Here is an 18377-nt window from a genome sequence, read left to right on the forward strand (position 1 = left end):
GATAATAAATTTAAAAGAGGCTGCCCAAACTTTTAGGACAGCCTCTCTTTTTTTATTGAACTTAGCTCAATCTAATCTTTTACACTTTCGCCATTTACAAAAACCTCATACCCTATTTCCACATTCGGTTCCAGTGTTTTGGAAACCGAGCAGTATTTCTCGAAAGACAACTGGGCTGCTTTCTGCGCTTTTTTAGGATCAATATGTCCTTCCAGAAGAAATTTAACTTTTATCGATTTGAAAGGTTTTGCATCATCTACTGGAATTCTTTCGCCTTCTACTTCTGCTTTAAAATCAGTGATTTCCTGTCTCTGTTTTTTCAGAATAGAAACAACGTCTATTCCGCTGCATCCCGCAACTGCCATCAGAACACTTTCCATCGGAGAAACGCCTTTTGCGCCGGGTTGTGTTGTATTATCCAAAAGAATTGAATTTCCCTGAGAATTGGTACATTCAAATAAAAAATCGTCGTTGATTCGGTTAAGTGATATTTTCATTTTTAAATTTATTTTTTAGATGTGGTAACCCCGATCATGACTCCGAAGTTTCCGTCTTCCTGCGTCCATTGCTGTTCGGGGCAATAGGTTCTGGAAACGAAGCCATCAAGATACAAAGCTTTTGTACAGCCTGATTCTTTAAATACGGAAGCAAAATTATAAAAATTAACCTCTTTTTTAGACATTATTAAAACTATATTTCCATCATTTAGAATTCCGACTCCATTTCTGATGTTGATATTTTTTGAATCTTTTTTAAATATTGGATTTATCTCTCCGTCAATCAGCAATATCGGTCCGGATTGTGTTGCGTATTTTATTTCAGGATTGTTCCTAAAAGCTTTTGTTTCAACAATTTCAGCTTCATTATTTTTTGTGAGATAAAATATTCCGTTAGGAGGGAGATAAAAATTTCCTTTGCCAGATAAAGTATCTGTTTTATTCAGGATTTTAAAATTTTCAATATACAATCCTTTGGGAAAGTTATTGGGTTCAAACATTCCGCCGTTCATGGCAAATATTAATTCTTTATTTTCCTGCTCTGTTTTATTCTTTAAATGAGCAATGCTTTTAAGAATTGTTCCGTTATCATCTTTCCAGTAAAAAGCGACATTTTGTATTTTAGAATTTACTTTAAAAATGACAAAATCATCCTCTTGTTTTATTTTCTTGTCGCAGGATAAAAAACAACAGATACATACTATGAACAATGCAATTTTTCTCATTTATAAATTTGCTTAAATCATTTGTAAATTTTGCGGTTCATTTTAAAATGAGATCCTTATTTAAAAATTACAAAATCCCTCTCGCTTTAATTTCCAGATATTTATTGATGACATCAATATTCAGATTTTCCGGTAAAGTGTACACTGTGTAAATTCCGTATTTGCGGAGTTCCTGAATGATCAGTTTCTTTTCAAACTCAAATTTTTCGGCGATGATTTCGTCGTATACTTCCTGCATACTTTCAGGATTTTTATGAATCAACGTCTGCAATTCTGAATTTTTGAAAAAAACCACGACGAGTAAATGGTTTTTAGCAATTCCGCGAAGATATTTTAACTGACGGTTTAAGCCATCCAACGTTTCAAAATTTGTAAATAAAAGAATCAAACTTCTCTGATTCAGCGAATATTTTACATCCTGATACAACCTGTTAAAATCACTCTCAAAGAAATCGGTTTTGATGTTATAAAGCGCTTCCGAAATTTTTCTAAGCTGTCCCGATTTATTTTCTGCCGCAATTTTATTTTCAGTTTTTTTCGAAAAAGTCATCATTCCGGCGCGGTCGCCTTTTTTCAGAATGATGTGGGATAAAGCCATTGTTGCATTAATTGAATAATCCAAAAGACTCAGTCCTTTGAAAGGCATCTTCATCGTACGTCCTTTATCAATCAGCATAAAAATACGTTGTGATTTTTCGTCCTGAAACTGATTAACCATCAATCGGTTTGTTTTGGAAGTGGCTTTCCAGTTGATCGTTCTGATGTCATCTCCCGGAACATATTCTTTAATCTGTTCAAACTCCATCGTATGTCCCAGTTTTCGGATTTTCTTGATTCCGCCCAACAGAAATTCACTCTGCAAAGCCATCAGTTCATATTTTCTTAGATGAATAAATGACGGATAAGCCGGTAAATTGGCATCTTTCTGAAAATTAAACCGTTTTGCGACAAAACCTAAAGGAGAAGAAACGTACACATTTAAACTGCCGAAATTGTACTCTCCTCTTTCCTTTGGCTCCAGAATATATTGAAAAAATATATTTCTTCCCGGTTCTATCTGTTTTTCGATTAAAAAATCTCTCTTCTGAAACTGAAACGGAATTTCGTCAATTACTTTGACATTGATTTTGAAAGCATAGTTGTTTTTAATATCAACTTTTACGGGATTTTCATCACCATTGGATAATTTTTCTGGCAAAATTCTTTGCGCGGAAATTCCTTCTTTCCTGTTGAAAACAAAAAGATAATCCACCATTGCCGCCAAAAAAACCAGAAGCAAAACGATGTGCGCTACCCACATGAGTAACGGAAAGAAAAAAGCGAGAACATACAGAATCCCCACTCCGATGAGCGTGAAGAAAAAGCGTGTATTGAGGTATAAGTTTTTCATGAACAATATTCAGCAGGATATTAGCTGAAAGCCATCAACTTTCAACTAACAACCAATTTCTATCTCGGAATCTCTATTCCCTCTAAAATCTGTCTGATAATTTCGTCTGCGGTAAGGCCTTCCATTTCTCTTTCCGGCGATACGATGACTCTGTGTCTCAGAACGGCATAACTGGCTTCTTTAATGTCTTCCGGCGTTACGAAATCTCGTCCTCTTAAAGCTGCAAATGCTTTTGATGCGGTTAACAAAGCCAGACTCGCTCTCGGAGAAGCTCCTAAATATAGAAACTGGTTTTCTCTGGTGTTGATGATAATTTTAGCGATGTACTCCATCAACTGAGATTCAACAATGATCTCTTTTACCAGATGCTGATAATTTTTCAGTTGCTGTGCAGTAATCAATTCGTTAACAACCTCTGTTTTATCCTCCTGCTTGCTTTCGTGCTGATTTCTGATAATGGCAATTTCCTGCTCCAAATTCGGATAACCCACATTTATTTTAAACAGAAAACGGTCAAGCTGGGCTTCCGGAAGTCTGTATGTTCCTTCATGCTCAATCGGGTTCTGGGTTGCCACCACAAGGAAAGGTTCTTCCATCGGATAGCGGGTTCCGTCCATCGTGATCTGCCTTTCTTCCATCACTTCAAACAAAGCTGCCTGAGTTTTTGCCGGAGATCGGTTGATCTCGTCAATCAGGATGAAATTAGAAAAAATAGGTCCTTTTTTAAATTCAAATTCAGAATTTTTTACGCTGAAAACAGAGGTTCCCAAAATATCGGAAGGCATGAGATCGGGTGTAAACTGAATTCTGCTGAATCCTACATCAATGGTTTTTGCCAGTAATTTTGCCGTGATGGTTTTTGCAACGCCGGGAACACCTTCAATAAGAACGTGACCGTTCGAAAGAAGTGCCGCCAAAAGATGTTCCACCATGTTTTCCTGACCAACGATTACTTTTGCAATTTCGGCTTTTACTTTTTCAAGACTTGTACGAAGCTCGATCATATCGATTCTCGACTGAAACTGATCTTCTTTTTTATCTAAGCTGATAGAAAATTCGTTTTCTATATTTGGGTTTTCAAAGTTTTCCATATCCTATAATTTATCAATAGAACAGTGTATCCAATTACCAAGTACCTTGAGAATTACAACACTGTTGTATTTTCAGATTGTTACATTTTTTTAAATAATTTCATCCAAAATTTTATTCATTCTCACAAGATCTTCCTTCATTACGTGCGCATAAGGATCCTGTCCTTTTTTAATCAGCCCAATGGCTTCATCAATCATTTCCGTTGGTTTTCCGGTTTTCAGATGGAGTTTTTTTGCAAATTCTTCATCTAATTTCTGGGTATCGATAAGGAGATCCATTCTTACTTTGTTCAGGAAATACTGTGCTTTTTTCGACATCATGTCATGAAAATCGCCTTCCTGAAGATAAAGATTTCCGATACTTTTCACAAAATCCATCGAGTTATTTTTCAGCGGTTCCACAATAGGGACAATGCGCTGCTTTCTTTTGGCATTAAAGAAAATAAACAAAGCCAGACCGCCCAGAAGAACCCACCACGCGTACTTTAAAGCTGGGTTTGAAAGGATAAACCTCAGCAGAAACTGCGAAGATTTCGAATTGCTTTCCAGAAACAACAATGTTTCTTTATCATCCAGATAAGAAAAAACGTCCTGTGCATATTTTACATTTCCGGGTTTCAGAAGATAGTAATTGGTAATAAAAAGCGGTTCGCAATGAACGTAAAAATAACCTTCCCCGAATTTTACTTTAATAAAATTTGCCTGATCGTCATTATTTTTTTCTACCGTTTTTCCCAAGACTTCAGATCCCGGTTTAATGAAAGTAAAACCTCTTCCGGATGGAAATTTATCCAGTTTAATGAAATCGTTCTGGTATTTCGTGTCGGTAAGTTTTAAAACATTTTCGTCCCGAAAAGAAATCATAGAATCATAATAACCGATGCTGTCGGAAATTTCTTTCGGCATTTCGCTGATAATCAACATCGCGTTGGAACCTTTGGAAACTTCTTCCAGAATCTTATTCCACGATTCTGTATCTACTTCATGCTCAATGACAAGGATATTATGACTGCCTTTTTCTTTATTCTGTGTATAATAATCGTAAGGAGTCTGATCTATTTTTTTAACTTTATTCTTAAAAAGATCTTTGATCTCGTTATTAAAAACATACAATCCGAACGGTGATTTCTGGTAAGTCTTGAAATTCTTCCTCCAATCCGTACTTTCTGTTTTGTTGACTTCAAACAACGCCAGAATAATCATCACCACGACGAAGATTACAGCATATATTTTGAAAGTTTTGTTCATGATAACAATTAATTACGGTTTAAAGGATTGATATTGGTTTTTAAATTTCAGGTAGTTTTCTTCATCAATAGAGAATTCTCCGTACCAGACATAATCGAAAATATAGGCAAGATCGTAAAAACTTTCTTTTAAGTGCGGTGCTTTCAGCTCTGCCGCATAATCTTTATTGGTTTTTTCCGGATTCCAGACGATGAGTTTCTTATCGCTTAATTTTTTTAAGACAAATAAAAACTGATAACGCACTGCTGAACGGAAATCCCCCGATTTTTCAAATTTTAGAATACTTTCCGGGAAATTAATTTCGTGAATATTTTCATGAAGTTCTTCTTCGCGGATATCCACTTTCCGGTTTTTCTTTCCGAAGAATGAAATTCCGCCGTTCCCGATGAGATATTTAATAATAAAATACAGCAGGAAGCCAACAAGAACAATCACAAAAAGACGCATTAAAATCCCTGCGAAATTTCCGGATTTTGTAAATACGGTTTCCCCGAAAATACTGTCTAATAATTCTGCGAGCTTCTTCATCAGCTTCTGCCCGAAAGACATTCTGGGTTTTACCGTAGTATAATCGAAATCTTTGTCTTTGTATCTTGAAGGGATGTTGTCTTTAAATTTTTTAGGATAAACGGTGTTTTCCGTTACTGGATTTTTATACAATACAGAATCTGCACGGTACATATTCCTATAATGTCCCGTTTCTATCGAGTCCAGAAAAACAGCTCCTTCAGGAGGCAGATCGTCCTGCTGAGAAAAAACAGTTCCGAAGCTGAAAAAAAGCAGTAAAAGAAGAAGCCTATTCATTATTTCCTATTGTTTCTATTTCTGCCAGTTCCATTTTCTGATGAAGATCGGTGCGGCTGTCGTAATACATCAATCCTGAATTTACATACAGAACATTCATTAATATGGTTGAAACCAATGTTGAAAGTCCGTAGATAAAGAATATAACAATTCCGAAATTTCCGGAGAAAGGATTCTGTTCAAAATTCGCATCCGGAGCGGTTGTTGAAAGTTTAAGAATGTATAAAACCATCGGAACTCCGGATAAAAATCCGCTTACAATATAAAAAAGCAGTCCCAAAATAATGGTTGCTCCCCAATATTTCCAATAGGGAGATTTTTCTCTGCCATTAGGATAAGAAAACTGAGATCTTATAGCATAACTGAGGCTTTCGAAAAAACCTTTATTTCCGTTAAAATAATCGTAGCAGAGAAAAGTGATAATACTGAATAAATTCGGCAGGATAAAAAGCAGCAGAAAAATTCCAATGAAAAAAAATACCAACAGATAAGAAAATCCAAAAATAGCCGTTGCAACAGGCATTACCAAAAAGGTAAGTCCGAAATAGGCAATGAAAACTTTTTTAGAATTCACTTTAAAATCACTGATGATATCGTCTGTTTTTATTTCTTTATGTCCTTCCGCAACTCTTTTCATATAAAATACAGGAAAAAGCAGATTAACCGTCATTAGAGCTGTGGAAAGTACAAAAAGTACAATTCCAGCAATCATAATCAGTCCTAAATTATCCTGAAAATACTGTTCAAAATAATAGCTTTGTCCGCTCATATTCGATCCGAAAATGGCTCCAAAGAATTCTCTGAATCCTACCACCATCACAACGACGGTTAAAATAAGCAGCAAGCCGTTCAGCAGAATAAAATTTTTAAAATAATTCTTACCGTATAATTTGAAAAAAGCAAAAGTATCGCTGATGAAACTTCCGAAATCTCTTTTTTTATAAAACTGCATCCTGAATCTGGTTATTAATTTTTTTGCTGACAACAGACGGATAAATACAGTAGTAAAACCCGATGATTGCCAAAGACCCGAAAATAATAATTAAATTTAAAATTAAAGGCATTTTCAGGGCGTGTCTTGTTACATATCCCTCAATAATTCCTGCACAGATGGTGAAAGGAACCGTACTCAGGAATATTTTGAATGAATCTTTAAATCCGATTTTGAAAGAATTAAATCTCGACAGTGTTTTAGGGAATAAAATAGAGGCTCCCAGAATAAGACCGCACATCGCTTCCACTACCATCGCAAAGATTTCAAAAACTCCATGAAGCCAGATTCCTCTTGCGCTGTCCTTCAGTGCGCCGTAATCGTAAAAGAAATACTGGAAAGAACCGAGCATCACGCTGTTGTTCAGCAATGCCCAAAGCGTTCCCACTCCGCCTGCAATTCCGTAGATATACAGTCTTGCACCAACTTTTATATTGTTGAAAATAATCCCGATTGTACTTCCCCATGTAGAACCGCTCTGGTAAACTCCTACCGCATTTCCTGCCTTAATGTTTTCAATCGTCTGGTTCACATATTCTTCACCCAGAATAACTTTGGCAAAATCTTTATCGTAAATTCCGGAAAGCAGACCGATTAACGTAAATAAAGTAAAAAACAAAAAAGCATATCCCAAATATCTTCTGTACTGGTACACCAGCAAAGGAACTTCGGTTTTGAAGAAATGCAGAAATCTGTTTTCTTCTACCCTTTTGGTTTTATAAATTTTCTGGAAGATCTGTGCAGACAAATGGTTAAGATAAACCGTGGTATTACTTTTCGGGTAATACGTCTGTGCAAAAGAAAGGTCGTTAACGAGGTTGATGTACAGCGAAGAGAGATCATCAGGATTTTTTTTAATTTTCCCCTGAATAACCTGTTCGATTCCCAACCATTTTTCTTTATTTTGTTTAATGAAATAAACTTCTCTCATAATTGTAAGGCTAAAATAATAAAAATAATGTCTCAAATCGCGATAAATACTTCACAAAATGTAAATATTAATTTCAACATTGCGGGTGTTGGAGAAAGACTTCTTGCTTATATTATCGATCTTCTTATTCAAATTGCTTACACCATCGCTATTCTGTATCTTTTTTTCAATATTCTGAATCTGGGATATGTGATGGACGGGCTTGATCAGTGGTCGATTATTGCTATTTACAGCATTCTTCTTTTCCCGACTGCTATTTATCCGCTTGTTCTGGAAAGCCTGATGGAAGGGCAGACTCCGGGAAAAAAAGTCATGAAAATCCGTGTGGTGAAAATCGACGGTTATCAGGCGGGATTCGGAGATTATATGATTCGCTGGGTTTTCAGGATCATCGATATTTCTATTATCGGTCTTATCTCTGCCATTGTTTCCAAAAACAACCAGCGTTTGGGAGATATTGCATCGGGAACCGCCGTTATTTCTTTAAAAAACAACATCAATATTTCGCATACGATTCTGGAAAACATTAAAGAAGATTATGTTCCTACTTTTCCGCAGGTCATTGCTTTAAGCGATAATGACATGAGAATCATCAAAGATAATTATCTGAAAGCTTTACGAGTGGACGACCGACAAATCATCAGCAAACTTTCTGATAAAATTAAAGGAATTCTGAAGCTGGAAGTAGATCCTACCAAAATGACAGAAAGACAGTTCATCGGGGTTGTTATTAAGGATTACAATTATTATACGGGGAAAGACAGTTAGAAAGGCGAATTTGAAATATTTTAAAACCACTCTGCTTATAAAAACTCCCGCAGATTTTGCGGATGATTCTGAAAAATTCGTCAAATATTTTTTATTAATTTGATTTAGAAACTGCAATCTAAACGCAAAGAAAAAAGTTTTCACCTCATTAAAGAGAAGCAAAGGTACTCCGTCGCAGACGGATGATGAAGCCCGCTTCTTAGCAGATGAAATCTGCCTTCACTTTGCTGCCTAAATATATTCATTCTCAAAACAAAAACTTTGCGTTTAGATAATTCGGAACAAAGTTTGTCATGCTGAAAAGCATCTCTAAGATTATATTTGATAGATTTCTCCTTCGTCGAAATGACAGAGCTGTTTATGAAAGCTCCCGCAGATTTGGCGGATTTTGCAGATGATTCTGAAAAAAATATCAAATGCTTATACAAACATTTTTTTATTGATTTGAAGACTGCAATCTAAACGCAAAGGAAAAAGTTTTCACCTCATTAAAGAGAAGCAAAGATACTCCCTCGCAGACGGATGATGAAGCGCGCTTCTTAACAGATGAGATCTGCCTTCACATTGCTCCCTTAATATATTCATTCTCAAAACAAAAACTTCGCGTTTAGATAATCCGGAGCAAAGTTTGTCATGCTGAAAGGCGTCTTTAGGATTGTATTTGGTAGATTTCCCCTTCATCGAAATGACATAATATTCAAACTAAATCATTCTAAAACTACGTGTATAAAAGAACTGAGCAACCATTGCCAAAATCAACAGTACAAAATGCAATACTCTAATTTTTAGTTTATATCTACGGATGATGCAAAGAAAAATGATGTTGATAACGGATGTAAAAAGTATCGCCACATCATGCATATTTTTCACTTCTGAAATATCAATATCTAAAACGCAGCGCCTTACTGTTCCAAAATTGAACCTGCAAAAGTGAATGAATAAAGACAACATACACGAGAGGTATAAAATGATGACGTATTCTGAAAAATCTTTTACAAACTGGTTTCTTTCTTTACCAATCAGGGAAAAACCTAAATTTATAAACGACAGAAGCAAACAGGACGTTATGGTAAAAAGAATATCATAATTCCCAAAATTCAGAAGATGGTACACCACAAAATACTGAATGGAAATATACAGCCCTCCCACCGTTACAGGAAGCCAAAAGAAATGATAAGCGAAATAATTTAAATTTGATCTTTCTGGCATTTTAGTTTTTTATAATGTTAATATTATTCAGAATTTCAATAAGATATTCTGTTCCATATTCATTAGATTTTGCTTTGTAAACTGTAGAAATCTTACAATGTGAATCTTTGTGAAATGATAAGAGGGCATCTAAATTTTAGAAAGCCCTCTTTTGTTTAATTAAATTTAGTCTAAAAAATTATTGATATTTCTAATATTCCTGATTATGGCTTCTTCGCTTCCTTTTGGCGGAAGTTTTCCGAAAGTTCCAAAAAATGAACTTAAAGGATCATCCATTCTTTCTTTTCTTTTTTTGTAGAACTTCTCGTAAGTTGTATCAATACCATTAGGTAAAGATCCGATAGGTTTTTTAGTGTTTTTCAAGCCAACTAAAGAAAAATTAAAATAATTTTTATCATCATATATTTCTAAAATTAAACCTGGTAATCCTTTAAAGGAGTAAGGTCCTTCCTGAATTGGAATTTCGTCTGTATACCATGCTATCATAATTTTTTTTCTGTATTTACATACAGCTTTTTTACATTGATAGCCCTGTATTATCTTCGATCCAGATTCCAGCTTCCACTCTATTTTATTATTGAGATCATAGCGATATCCATCTCTTGATATATTATCATAAATGGTTACTTTTCCATCACTATAAAAAACTTCCGGTTTAAATTTAGCCGAAGGAAGAGCAGAAGCATTGATTACAACCTGTCCATCAACAGGATTATTCATACTTTTTTCAATCATTTTAATTCCTAAAGAATCTGCAAATGCTTTTTGATTGCTTTTGAAAATAGACGATTTCCTGCCGATTAATAAAGATGCAATTTCTTTTTTCTGAGTTTTAATATTGGCTGTATCAATTAAAAAGGTAACTAAATATTTACATTCAATATAAGAGCTGTCCGCTTTTTGGGAAAACAAAAAATTATTGCAAAATAATATGAAAAATAGATATAACTTTTTAGACATCATTTAAAAATTTTAACCACCATAATCAGGCGAACCACAAACATATTCATTGTACAAAGCTCCGTTTTCTCTCATACAGGCATAGGCATGTGCTTTGGAATCTGCATCGCCCAGTTCATAACAAACCGTATCTACGGCATTTGCGCTAGAATTACACCAAACTACCATCAGATAAGATTGGCAATACTGCTGCGGAGTAGATTCCTTTTCACATTTTTCAGTTTTGGTCTCTTCTGTTTGCTTGGATGGTTTCTTTTCCTCCGTGTCTTTTGCACTTAAAAATCCTACAAAAGAGACGGTTGCAATTAAAAATAATTTTTTCATCTGCTTTTTTTTCATTTGTTAAACAGATCAAAAATAAAAATTTAGTACAATTAAATATAATTTTCTTTTTGCGATTTTATTGCGATTTTTCGCAAAAAATTTATCTTTACACTAAACTTTACAGTAATGGAAAAAACAAAACTCATCGAAGCCCGCAAAAGAAGAAACATCAGCCAGGAAAGAATGGCAGACATCCTTTCTATGGATGTTTCCAACTACAACCGAAGAGAGAAAGGAACGGCAAAAATTTCTTTATCGGAATGGCAGAAAATTGCCGAAGTATTGGAAGTTCCTTTCGAAGAGGTTTATGAAAATGAAGAGAGTTTAGTTTTTATTTTTAACGACAATTCTACAGGTAATGGAATTGTTAATACCAATAATTACAACATTCCGCTTTCTTTGTGGGAATCTCAGAAGAAATACATCGATAAACTGGAAGCAGAAATTGAAGCACTAAAAGCAGAAATCGCAAAATACAAATAACCTTTCGCGGTGCAGTTTTTGTATTTTACGCTTCATAAAAGTTTAAGTTATGAGATTTGAAAATAATAAATCGGGAAATGGCGGTGTAATTACTTTAAATAATGAAGTAAAAGAAATCGGAAGATTAACGTACACTATTTTCCCCGAAGACAGCAAATTCATTATTTCCTTCGTTCTGGTTCATCCCGAATTTGAAGGTCGCGGAATGGGAAAATATCTGGTAGAAGAAGCCATAAAGTTTGCCCGCGAAAACAATTGGAAAGTTTACCCGCATTGTTCTTACGCGCGATCTGTGATGATGAGAATGAAGGACGTAGAAGATATTTTTTTACAGCGCTAAAACTTCGTTCACCAAGATTTCTTCAATATCATCGGGATAATCTACTTTCAGATGCTGATCGGAGTTTACCCAATTCTGTATTTCTTCCAGTTTCAAAACTTTAGAATTCGGAATTCCCATCTTGTCTAAAGCACATGCGTTGCATTCCTGTTCATACTGATTATGAATAGGGATTACGAACAGTTTTTTATCCATAAAAAGTGCTTCTGCGGGACTTTCGAAACCTGCATTGCAGAGAATACCATCGCAGTTTTCAAACGCTTTTAAGTATTGAATTTCATCAATCGGAAAAATTTCAACATTATTTTCCTTAAACTGCAATTTGGAATATTTGGAAAAAACTTTCCATTCTACAGGAATCTGCTTTAAAACTTTAATGATATTTTCATCCGAAAAACTCGGAAGATACACCAGATAAAAACCTTTTTTGTCGGGATTCAGGTTTCGGATTTTCCTTCTGATGACCGGCTTTTTTATCTGAGGATGATAATTTTCGAAGTGGAAACCAATTCTTCTTTCGCCCGGGACATAATATTTCAGCACCATTTCCCCGAAAAAATCTTTTTTATCCGGTTTCGGCGTTTCTTTAAACAACATGGAAGCCTGATGACTGAGTTCTATCATCGGATGTTTTTTGAATTTACAAGCCCATCCCGTTAAAGGTTCATAATCGTTGATGACTAAATCGTACTGAGAAAGCTCTATTTCGCGGATCGCTTTGAAGGCTTCTAAAAAACTATTGTCTGTAAACGTTTTCCGGTAGGATAAACCGCCTGTTTTATCGTAAAGAAGGGAAACGCCTTTGTGTTTAAAATTAATATCAAAATCAGCCTTTAACTGGGACTGATGTCCGCTGATAAGTGTATCGACAGAAGCATATTTTTTCAGGATCGGAACGATTTCCTGCGCACGTGCGACGTGTCCGTTTCCTGTTCCCTGAAAGGCGTATAAAATTTTCATTGGCTGAAGTTGGTTACTATTTTTAAAAGTTCATCACTATCGATTTCCTGAATTTCCTCTGCGGTATCATCTTTTAAAGAATCTTTATGTTCGTCATAATAAAAAATCTTCCACTCGTTATTATTGTATTCCAGTGCGGAAAGATTTTCGATCCAGTCGCCGGAATTAAGATACGTGCAGGAACCTTTTTTATTAATCACCTCCCGAATCTGCGGCTGATGAATATGTCCGCAAACTACATAATCGTAATGATTGTCGATGGCAAGTTCGGAAGCAGTCAGCTCAAAATCCCCGATGTATTTTACCGCTTTCTTCACATTGTTTTTAATTTTTTTTGAAAATGAATATTTTTCTTTACCCATTTTCTCCAAAAACCAATTCACAACATTATTAATCACAATTAATAAATCGTAGCCTTTTCCTCCCAGTTTTGCAATCCATTTCGAATGCTGAACAGAGGCGTCAAACACATCTCCGTGAAAGATCCATGTTTTTTTATTGTCGATGTCTAAACAGATTTTATTACAGACTTTAAGTTTACCCAATTGGAAGTCGGTAAACTTCCGGAACATCTCGTCATGATTTCCGGTAATGTAGAAAACATCTGTGTTTTTTGTGGCAAAGGACAATATCTTTTTGATGACCTTTAAATGGGGTTTAGGGAAGTAAGACTTTTTGAATTGCCAGATATCAATAATATCTCCGTTCAAAACTAAAGTTTTAGGCTGAATAGAATTAAGATATCGCAGTAATTCTTTAGCCTTACATCCGTAAGTTCCCAGATGAACATCCGATATAACAACTAATTCGACGTTTCTTTTCATAGTTTTATGCAAAGAAACTACTTGAAAGTTAACTGTATATGAATGTTATATTATTTTTTTAGAGAGTTTCCATCAACTCTTCTGTAATTTCCATGTTGTGATATACGTTTTGCACGTCATCATCATCCTCGAAACGCTCAAGCATTTTCATATTTGCCTTGAACTGCTCTTCGTTTACTTCTTTTGTATTGTTCGGAATTCTCTGAAGTTCTGCGCTTTTTGCTTCAATTCCCAGTTCATCAAGCTTGTGAGATAAAGAACCGAAATCTTCGAAAGCTGTTGTAATCATAACTTCTTCTTCGTCTTTTTCTACGTCTTCTGCTCCGCCGTCAATCATTTCCATTTCAAAATCGTCCCAATCCATTTTAATTTGAGATAATTCTATGGTGAAAATTCCTTTTCTGTCGAAGATGAAAGCTAACTCACCATTTTTACCAAGATTACCGTCAAACTTATTGAAAATAGCTCTTACATTGGCAACCGTTCTTGTAGGGTTATTAGTAGTACATTCTACGAAAAATGCAACTCCGCCTTGTCCGTAACCTTCGTAAGTAATTTCTTCGTAGCTTTCTGCATCTGCACCACTTGCCTTTTTAATCGCTCTTTCTACGTTATCTTTCGGCATGTTTGCTCCTTTTGCATTCTGGATGCATCTTCTTAATGCAGGATTAGATTCAGGATCTGCACCTCCGGCTTTCACCGCTAATGCAATATCTTTACCTATTTTAGAAAATGTTTTAGCCATTTTGTCCCATCTGGCCATTTTAGAAGCTTTTCTATATTCAAACGCTCTTCCCATTTTATATTTTTAATTTTCAACAAAATTACTTAAAAGTGAACGAAAAAAAAATACCCCCAGAGAACTGGAGGTATTTATATTTAGAAAAATTTAATTATTTTTTCTTTTTAGCCGGAGCTTTTTTCTTAGCTGGAGCTTTTTTCTTAACTACTTTTACCGGAGTTGGATCTTCGTAGTCTCTCTTTTTAAGAGATTCCCACTGAGCCGCATCTTCGATAGCAGTTACAACTACTTTTCTGTCTACTTGTCTTTCAGCATCAGAAGCAGTAGCAGGAATTTTAGCTTTAGCTTTACCTACACCGATTGATTTAAGAGCGTTAGCGTCTACACCTCTTGCATCCAAAGCAGCAACTACAGCAGCAGCTCTTTCTCTAGATAATTTCAAGTTGTAAGCTTCAGATCCTTTAGCATCAGTTCTACCTTCTAATAGATAGTTACCACCATCTTTTTTGATTAGATCAGCAGCAGAATCAAGAGCGCCTTTAGACTCAGCCTTGATAGTAGCTTTATTGAAATCAAAGAATACGCTACCAAAGCTCTTCTCTAATTCTTCAGCTGTTTTTGTTTTTGGCTTAGGACATCCGTTGTATTCTGGAAGACCTGGAACAGTAGGACAAGCATCATCTTTATCTAAGATTCCGTCTCCGTCTGTATCTGGCCAAGGACAACCGTTGTTTTCAGCAGGACCTGCAACTGTAGGACAAGCATCATCTTTGTCGATTACACCGTCACCATCAGTATCTGGCCAAGGGCAACCATTGTTTTCAACCGGACCAGCCACATCTGGACATTGATCGTCTTTATCTGGAACTCCGTCACCGTCAGTATCAGGACATCCTTGGAATTCTGGTAAACCTGGTGTATCTGGACATAAATCGTCTTTATCTAAGATACCATCTTTATCTCTATCTCTGTTACCAAATCTAAAGTTCAAAGATGCTGAAGCTTGCCAGAAGTTAGCAACGTTAGATTTGTCTCCCGGAGTTGATACATAATCTCCCTGAATACCTAAACCGAAGTTTTTAGTTAACCAGAAGTTAGCACCTGCACCAGTAGCAACTGTAAAGAAGTTAGCTTTACCGTTTTCGTTTCCGCTATCTCCATTCGCCACAACTTCACCATTAGCATCCGTTCTAGGGAAAGTAAGAGAAGTATAATCGTGTCTTAAATAGTTAGCACCAACTCTTAAATATGGATCAAACCAAGATTCTTCGTTCCAAAGAAGACCTGCAGCCTTCGCTTGGAAACCTAAACCTGTCATCAACATAAACTCTTTACCCATGTTGAATCTTTTGTTCTCAACATTTCCAACAGTAGTCTGCCAGTCGATCACCAAACCTTTACCGATGTTCCTAGCTACAGTAAGTTTTGATAATGGCGGAGTAATAGAGAAGTTGTTCATATTGAACATTGTCTTCGTCAAATTATTAGCAGAGAACGTATTACTGAAATTGGTTCTCTGTGCCAAATGGTTTTCCGCGTGAGCACCAACTCCGATCAACCACGGATTGTTGGTAGTCTGAGCGAACACAGTAGAAGCAACAGTAAGTGCCAATGCTGAAATTCCTAATTTTAGATTTTTCATAGAATTAAATGATTAAATAATTGATAATGCAAAATAAATATAATTTTTCTTTATATACAAAGTTTTTCAGATGATTTTTAACTTTTCTTTAATATTCTGTCGAGGTTTCGTTTATTTTCTCTATCTTTTATGCTCTCCCTTTTATCGAAGAGTTTTTTCCCTCTACCCAGCGCTATGAGAACCTTTGCTTTTCCCCTGTCATTGATATATAACTTAAGAGGTATAACAGTGTTCCCTGCATCCTTTAACTTTTTTTCTAATTTCTGTAACTCTTTTTTGTGCAAGAGCAATTTCCGTTCCCTTTTTGTTTTATGATTGTAAAAAGTTCCTAATTTGTACTCATCAATCATCATATTAATGATGTACAATTCCCCATCAATAAACTGACAGAACGATTCTGCGATAGATGCTTTTGAAGAACGCAAAGATTTTATTTCCGTACCTGTTAAAACCATTCCCGCATCGTATTCTTCCAGAATTTCATATTCAAATCTGGCTCTTCGGTTTAATATATTGACTGTTTTTTCAATCTTCATTTTAAAATCCTTTTGTATTTATAAGATGTAAAAATTTAATAAAGTTGCAGGTGAAATTTATCTTTTCTGAAATTTTTTTTCTGCGTTTTATTAATTTAATGAATGAAATATATAAAAAATACCCCACATTTAAAAACCTGACTATTACAATATTGCGAAATACCCAAATTCTTTTCGTATTTTTGCGCCAAATTTACAAAACTATATGTTAACAGTATCTAACTTATCTTTACAATTCGGGAAAAGAGTTCTTTTTGACGAGGTAAACATTATGTTTACGAAAGGAAACTGCTACGGAATTATCGGAGCAAATGGTGCAGGAAAGTCTACATTCCTTAAAATATTAACAGGAAAGCAGGACCCGACAACAGGACACGTATCTTTGGAACCTGGAAAAAGAATGTCTGTTCTGGAGCAGGATCACTTTGCTTATGATCAATTTACTGTGCTTGAAGCGGTTTTGAGAGGTAACAAGAAATTATTCGAGATAAAAGAAGAGATGGACGCGCTTTATGCGAAAGAAGACTTCTCTGATGAAGACGGAATTAAAGCCGGAGAATTAGGTGTAATCTACGATGAAATGGGAGGATGGACTGCAGAATCTGATGCACAGACCATGCTTTCTAACGTAGGTATTAAAGATGATATGCACTGGCAAATGATGAGCGAACTTGAGAACAAAGACAAAGTAAAGGTTCTTTTGGCTCAGGCGCTTTTCGGAAATCCGGATGTACTTATTCTGGATGAGCCTACGAACGACCTTGACATCGATACGATCTCTTGGCTGGAGGATTTCTTGGCAGATTACGAAAACACAGTAATTGTTGTATCTCACGACCGTCACTTCTTAGACACGGTTTGTACGCACATCGGTGACTTAGATTATGCTAAATTAAATCTTTACACAGGTAACTACTCTTTCTGGTATCAGGCTTCTCAGTTAGCAACTAGACAGAGAGCTCAGGCGAACAAAAAAGCGGAGGAAAAGAAGAAAGAACTTCAGGACTTCATCGCGAGATTTAGTTCAAACGTTGCAAAAGCTAAACAGGCAACTGCAAGAAAGAAAATGATCGATAAATTAAACATTGATGATATTAAACCGTCTTCAAGAAGATATCCTGCCATTATTTTCGAAATGGAAAGAGAAGCGGGAGATCAGATTTTAGATGTAAAAGGTCTTGAAAAAACAAAAGACGGAGAATTACTATTCTCAAATATCGATTTAAATCTTAAAAAAGGAGATAAAGTTGCTGTTTTGTCTAAAAATTCATTGGCAATCACAGAATTTTTCGAAATTTTAGCAGGAAATGTAGAAGCAGACAAAGGAACTGTTGCTTGGGGAGTTACTACAAACCAGTCGCATATGCCTTTAGATAATACAAACTTCTTTCAGGAAGATTTAAGTTTGGTTGATTGGCTAAGACAATTCACGAAAAATGATGAAGAGCGTCATGAAGAATTCGTAAGAGGATTTTTAGGAAGAATGCTTTTCTCAGGAGATGAAGCTTTAAAATCATGTAAAGTACTTTCAGGAGGTGAAAAAATGAGATGTATGTTCAGCAGAATGATGCTTCAGAAAGCTAACGTTCTTTTACTGGATGAACCTACAAACCACTTAGACCTTGAAAGTATCACGACATTGAACAACTCACTGTCTAACTTTAAAGGAAATATTCTACTGGCTTCTCATGACCACGAAATGCTTTCCACAGTCTGTAACAGAATCATCGAACTTACTCCAAACGGAATTATCGACAGAGAAATGACTTACGATGAATATCTTGCTGATAAGAAAGTAAAAGAATTAAGAGAGAAAATGTATTCTTAAAAATATTTAAAAACCGTTCAACTGCTGAACGGTTTTTTTTAACACTTCCCCTTCAACAATAAACTTTTCTTTTAAATTATAATT

20 protein-coding genes are annotated in these 18377 nt (G+C 35.5%); 4 read left to right on the forward strand and 16 right to left on the reverse strand.

The features are described from left to right. Positions 1–71 precede the first annotated feature (71 nt). The 8 genes from AC52CF_RS18620 to AC52CF_RS18655 all read right to left on the reverse strand — a co-directional run bounded on the left by AC52CF_RS18620 (position 72) and on the right by AC52CF_RS18655 (position 7677). Positions 72–497, reverse strand: coding sequence for an OsmC family protein (locus AC52CF_RS18620; protein WP_214588382.1), 426 nt, complete (start codon positions 495–497; stop codon positions 72–74). 8 nt (positions 498–505) lie between these two features. After that, positions 506–1222: a phosphodiester glycosidase family protein gene (locus AC52CF_RS18625; protein ID WP_214588381.1), complete on the reverse strand. Its 717-nt coding sequence runs from the start codon at positions 1220–1222 to the stop codon at positions 506–508. Between the two features lie 67 nt (positions 1223–1289). Next, positions 1290–2612 carry a DUF58 domain-containing protein gene (locus AC52CF_RS18630; protein WP_214588380.1) on the reverse strand — a complete coding sequence of 441 codons (1323 nt, stop codon included), beginning with the start codon at positions 2610–2612 and terminating at the stop codon, positions 1290–1292. A 59-nt stretch (positions 2613–2671) separates the two neighbouring features. Beyond that, positions 2672–3703, reverse strand: coding sequence for an AAA family ATPase (locus tag AC52CF_RS18635; protein ID WP_214588379.1), 1032 nt, complete (start codon positions 3701–3703; stop codon positions 2672–2674). A gap of 90 nt (positions 3704–3793) precedes the next feature. Further along, the gene (locus AC52CF_RS18640) at positions 3794–4951 is read right to left on the reverse strand and encodes a DUF4350 family protein (protein ID WP_214588378.1); all 1158 of its coding nucleotides are present in this window, start codon (positions 4949–4951) and stop codon (positions 3794–3796) included. A 12-nt stretch (positions 4952–4963) separates the two neighbouring features. Beyond that, positions 4964–5755 (reverse strand): DUF4129 domain-containing protein, encoded by a 792-nt coding sequence (locus AC52CF_RS18645; RefSeq protein WP_290266029.1) that lies wholly within the window; start codon positions 5753–5755, stop codon positions 4964–4966. Beyond that, positions 5748–6707 carry a DUF4013 domain-containing protein gene (locus tag AC52CF_RS18650; RefSeq protein ID WP_214588376.1) on the reverse strand — a complete coding sequence of 320 codons (960 nt, stop codon included), beginning with the start codon at positions 6705–6707 and terminating at the stop codon, positions 5748–5750. The genes AC52CF_RS18645 and AC52CF_RS18650 overlap by 8 nt, the downstream gene beginning before the upstream one ends. Further along, complete coding sequence (locus tag AC52CF_RS18655) at positions 6694–7677, reverse strand: stage II sporulation protein M (RefSeq protein WP_214588375.1); 984 nt, start codon at positions 7675–7677, stop codon at positions 6694–6696. Before AC52CF_RS18655 ends, AC52CF_RS18650 begins: the two co-directional genes overlap by 14 nt. A gap of 27 nt (positions 7678–7704) precedes the next feature. Between AC52CF_RS18655 and AC52CF_RS18660 the strand changes: the two genes are divergently transcribed. Further along, complete coding sequence (locus AC52CF_RS18660; protein WP_108410658.1) at positions 7705–8445, forward strand: RDD family protein; 741 nt, start codon at positions 7705–7707, stop codon at positions 8443–8445. A 702-nt stretch (positions 8446–9147) separates the two neighbouring features. On the opposite strand, the gene AC52CF_RS18665 is transcribed toward AC52CF_RS18660, so the two are convergent. From AC52CF_RS18665 to AC52CF_RS18675, 3 genes are all read right to left on the reverse strand, one after another. After that, entirely contained in the window at positions 9148–9654 is a 507-nt protein-coding gene (locus tag AC52CF_RS18665; RefSeq protein WP_375180818.1) for a hypothetical protein, read from the reverse strand. Positions 9655–9819: 165 nt separating this feature from the next. Continuing rightward, on the reverse strand, positions 9820–10617 hold the full coding sequence (locus AC52CF_RS18670) for a GLPGLI family protein (RefSeq protein ID WP_076395001.1): 798 nt from the start codon (positions 10615–10617) through the stop codon (positions 9820–9822). Between the two features lie 9 nt (positions 10618–10626). Continuing rightward, on the reverse strand, positions 10627–10938 hold the full coding sequence (locus AC52CF_RS18675) for a hypothetical protein (protein WP_271160269.1): 312 nt from the start codon (positions 10936–10938) through the stop codon (positions 10627–10629). Between the two features lie 126 nt (positions 10939–11064). On the opposite strand from AC52CF_RS18675, the gene AC52CF_RS18680 reads away from it, so the two are divergent. Continuing rightward, the gene (locus tag AC52CF_RS18680; protein WP_214588371.1) at positions 11065–11421 is read left to right on the forward strand and encodes a helix-turn-helix transcriptional regulator; all 357 of its coding nucleotides are present in this window, start codon (positions 11065–11067) and stop codon (positions 11419–11421) included. Between the two features lie 49 nt (positions 11422–11470). Next, complete coding sequence (locus tag AC52CF_RS18685; RefSeq protein WP_076394996.1) at positions 11471–11761, forward strand: GNAT family N-acetyltransferase; 291 nt, start codon at positions 11471–11473, stop codon at positions 11759–11761. Here the strand turns inward: AC52CF_RS18685 and AC52CF_RS18690 are convergent. The 5 genes from AC52CF_RS18690 to smpB form a co-directional block, all read right to left on the reverse strand. Then, entirely contained in the window at positions 11750–12721 is a 972-nt protein-coding gene (locus tag AC52CF_RS18690) for a glycosyltransferase family protein (protein WP_375180816.1), read from the reverse strand. The two genes, AC52CF_RS18685 and AC52CF_RS18690, sit on opposite strands and share 12 nt — an antisense overlap. Next, positions 12718–13545: a UDP-2,3-diacylglucosamine diphosphatase gene (locus AC52CF_RS18695; RefSeq protein ID WP_108411045.1), complete on the reverse strand. Its 828-nt coding sequence runs from the start codon at positions 13543–13545 to the stop codon at positions 12718–12720. Before AC52CF_RS18695 ends, AC52CF_RS18690 begins: the two co-directional genes overlap by 4 nt. A 58-nt stretch (positions 13546–13603) precedes the next feature. Continuing rightward, positions 13604–14344 carry a YebC/PmpR family DNA-binding transcriptional regulator gene (locus tag AC52CF_RS18700; protein WP_214588368.1) on the reverse strand — a complete coding sequence of 247 codons (741 nt, stop codon included), beginning with the start codon at positions 14342–14344 and terminating at the stop codon, positions 13604–13606. 94 nt (positions 14345–14438) lie between these two features. Next, positions 14439–15929, reverse strand: a complete 1491-nt coding sequence (locus AC52CF_RS18705; protein ID WP_214588367.1) for an OmpA family protein — start codon at positions 15927–15929, stop codon at positions 14439–14441. Between the two features lie 77 nt (positions 15930–16006). Continuing rightward, positions 16007–16465: an SsrA-binding protein SmpB gene (smpB, locus tag AC52CF_RS18710; RefSeq protein WP_214588366.1), complete on the reverse strand. Its 459-nt coding sequence runs from the start codon at positions 16463–16465 to the stop codon at positions 16007–16009. Between the two features lie 205 nt (positions 16466–16670). Here smpB and AC52CF_RS18715 point away from each other — a divergent pair, with 205 nt between their 5' ends. Next, entirely contained in the window at positions 16671–18293 is a 1623-nt protein-coding gene (locus AC52CF_RS18715) for an ABC-F family ATP-binding cassette domain-containing protein (protein ID WP_214588365.1), read from the forward strand. The last annotated feature ends 84 nt before the right edge of the window (positions 18294–18377 follow it).

It is taken from the genome of Chryseobacterium sp. 2P (genome assembly GCF_059579425.1).

Coding starts and splice junctions, on each gene's coding strand:
- AC52CF_RS18620 (WP_214588382.1), bottom strand. CDS start 497: ATGAAAATATCACTTAACCGAATCAACGACGATTTTTTATTTGAATGT.
- AC52CF_RS18625 (WP_214588381.1), bottom strand. CDS start 1,222: ATGAGAAAAATTGCATTGTTCATAGTATGTATCTGTTGTTTTTTATCC.
- AC52CF_RS18630 (WP_214588380.1), bottom strand. CDS start 2,612: ATGAAAAACTTATACCTCAATACACGCTTTTTCTTCACGCTCATCGGA.
- AC52CF_RS18635 (WP_214588379.1), bottom strand. CDS start 3,703: ATGGAAAACTTTGAAAACCCAAATATAGAAAACGAATTTTCTATCAGC.
- AC52CF_RS18640 (WP_214588378.1), bottom strand. CDS start 4,951: ATGAACAAAACTTTCAAAATATATGCTGTAATCTTCGTCGTGGTGATG.
- AC52CF_RS18645 (WP_290266029.1), bottom strand. CDS start 5,755: ATGAATAGGCTTCTTCTTTTACTGCTTTTTTTCAGCTTCGGAACTGTT.
- AC52CF_RS18650 (WP_214588376.1), bottom strand. CDS start 6,707: ATGCAGTTTTATAAAAAAAGAGATTTCGGAAGTTTCATCAGCGATACT.
- AC52CF_RS18655 (WP_214588375.1), bottom strand. CDS start 7,677: ATGAGAGAAGTTTATTTCATTAAACAAAATAAAGAAAAATGGTTGGGA.
- AC52CF_RS18660 (WP_108410658.1), top strand. CDS start 7,705: ATGTCTCAAATCGCGATAAATACTTCACAAAATGTAAATATTAATTTC.
- AC52CF_RS18665 (WP_375180818.1), bottom strand. CDS start 9,654: ATGCCAGAAAGATCAAATTTAAATTATTTCGCTTATCATTTCTTTTGG.
- AC52CF_RS18670 (WP_076395001.1), bottom strand. CDS start 10,617: ATGATGTCTAAAAAGTTATATCTATTTTTCATATTATTTTGCAATAAT.
- AC52CF_RS18675 (WP_271160269.1), bottom strand. CDS start 10,938: ATGAAAAAATTATTTTTAATTGCAACCGTCTCTTTTGTAGGATTTTTA.
- AC52CF_RS18680 (WP_214588371.1), top strand. CDS start 11,065: ATGGAAAAAACAAAACTCATCGAAGCCCGCAAAAGAAGAAACATCAGC.
- AC52CF_RS18685 (WP_076394996.1), top strand. CDS start 11,471: ATGAGATTTGAAAATAATAAATCGGGAAATGGCGGTGTAATTACTTTA.
- AC52CF_RS18690 (WP_375180816.1), bottom strand. CDS start 12,721: ATGAAAATTTTATACGCCTTTCAGGGAACAGGAAACGGACACGTCGCA.
- AC52CF_RS18695 (WP_108411045.1), bottom strand. CDS start 13,545: ATGAAAAGAAACGTCGAATTAGTTGTTATATCGGATGTTCATCTGGGA.
- AC52CF_RS18700 (WP_214588368.1), bottom strand. CDS start 14,344: ATGGGAAGAGCGTTTGAATATAGAAAAGCTTCTAAAATGGCCAGATGG.
- AC52CF_RS18705 (WP_214588367.1), bottom strand. CDS start 15,929: ATGAAAAATCTAAAATTAGGAATTTCAGCATTGGCACTTACTGTTGCT.
- smpB (WP_214588366.1), bottom strand. CDS start 16,465: ATGAAGATTGAAAAAACAGTCAATATATTAAACCGAAGAGCCAGATTT.
- AC52CF_RS18715 (WP_214588365.1), top strand. CDS start 16,671: ATGTTAACAGTATCTAACTTATCTTTACAATTCGGGAAAAGAGTTCTT.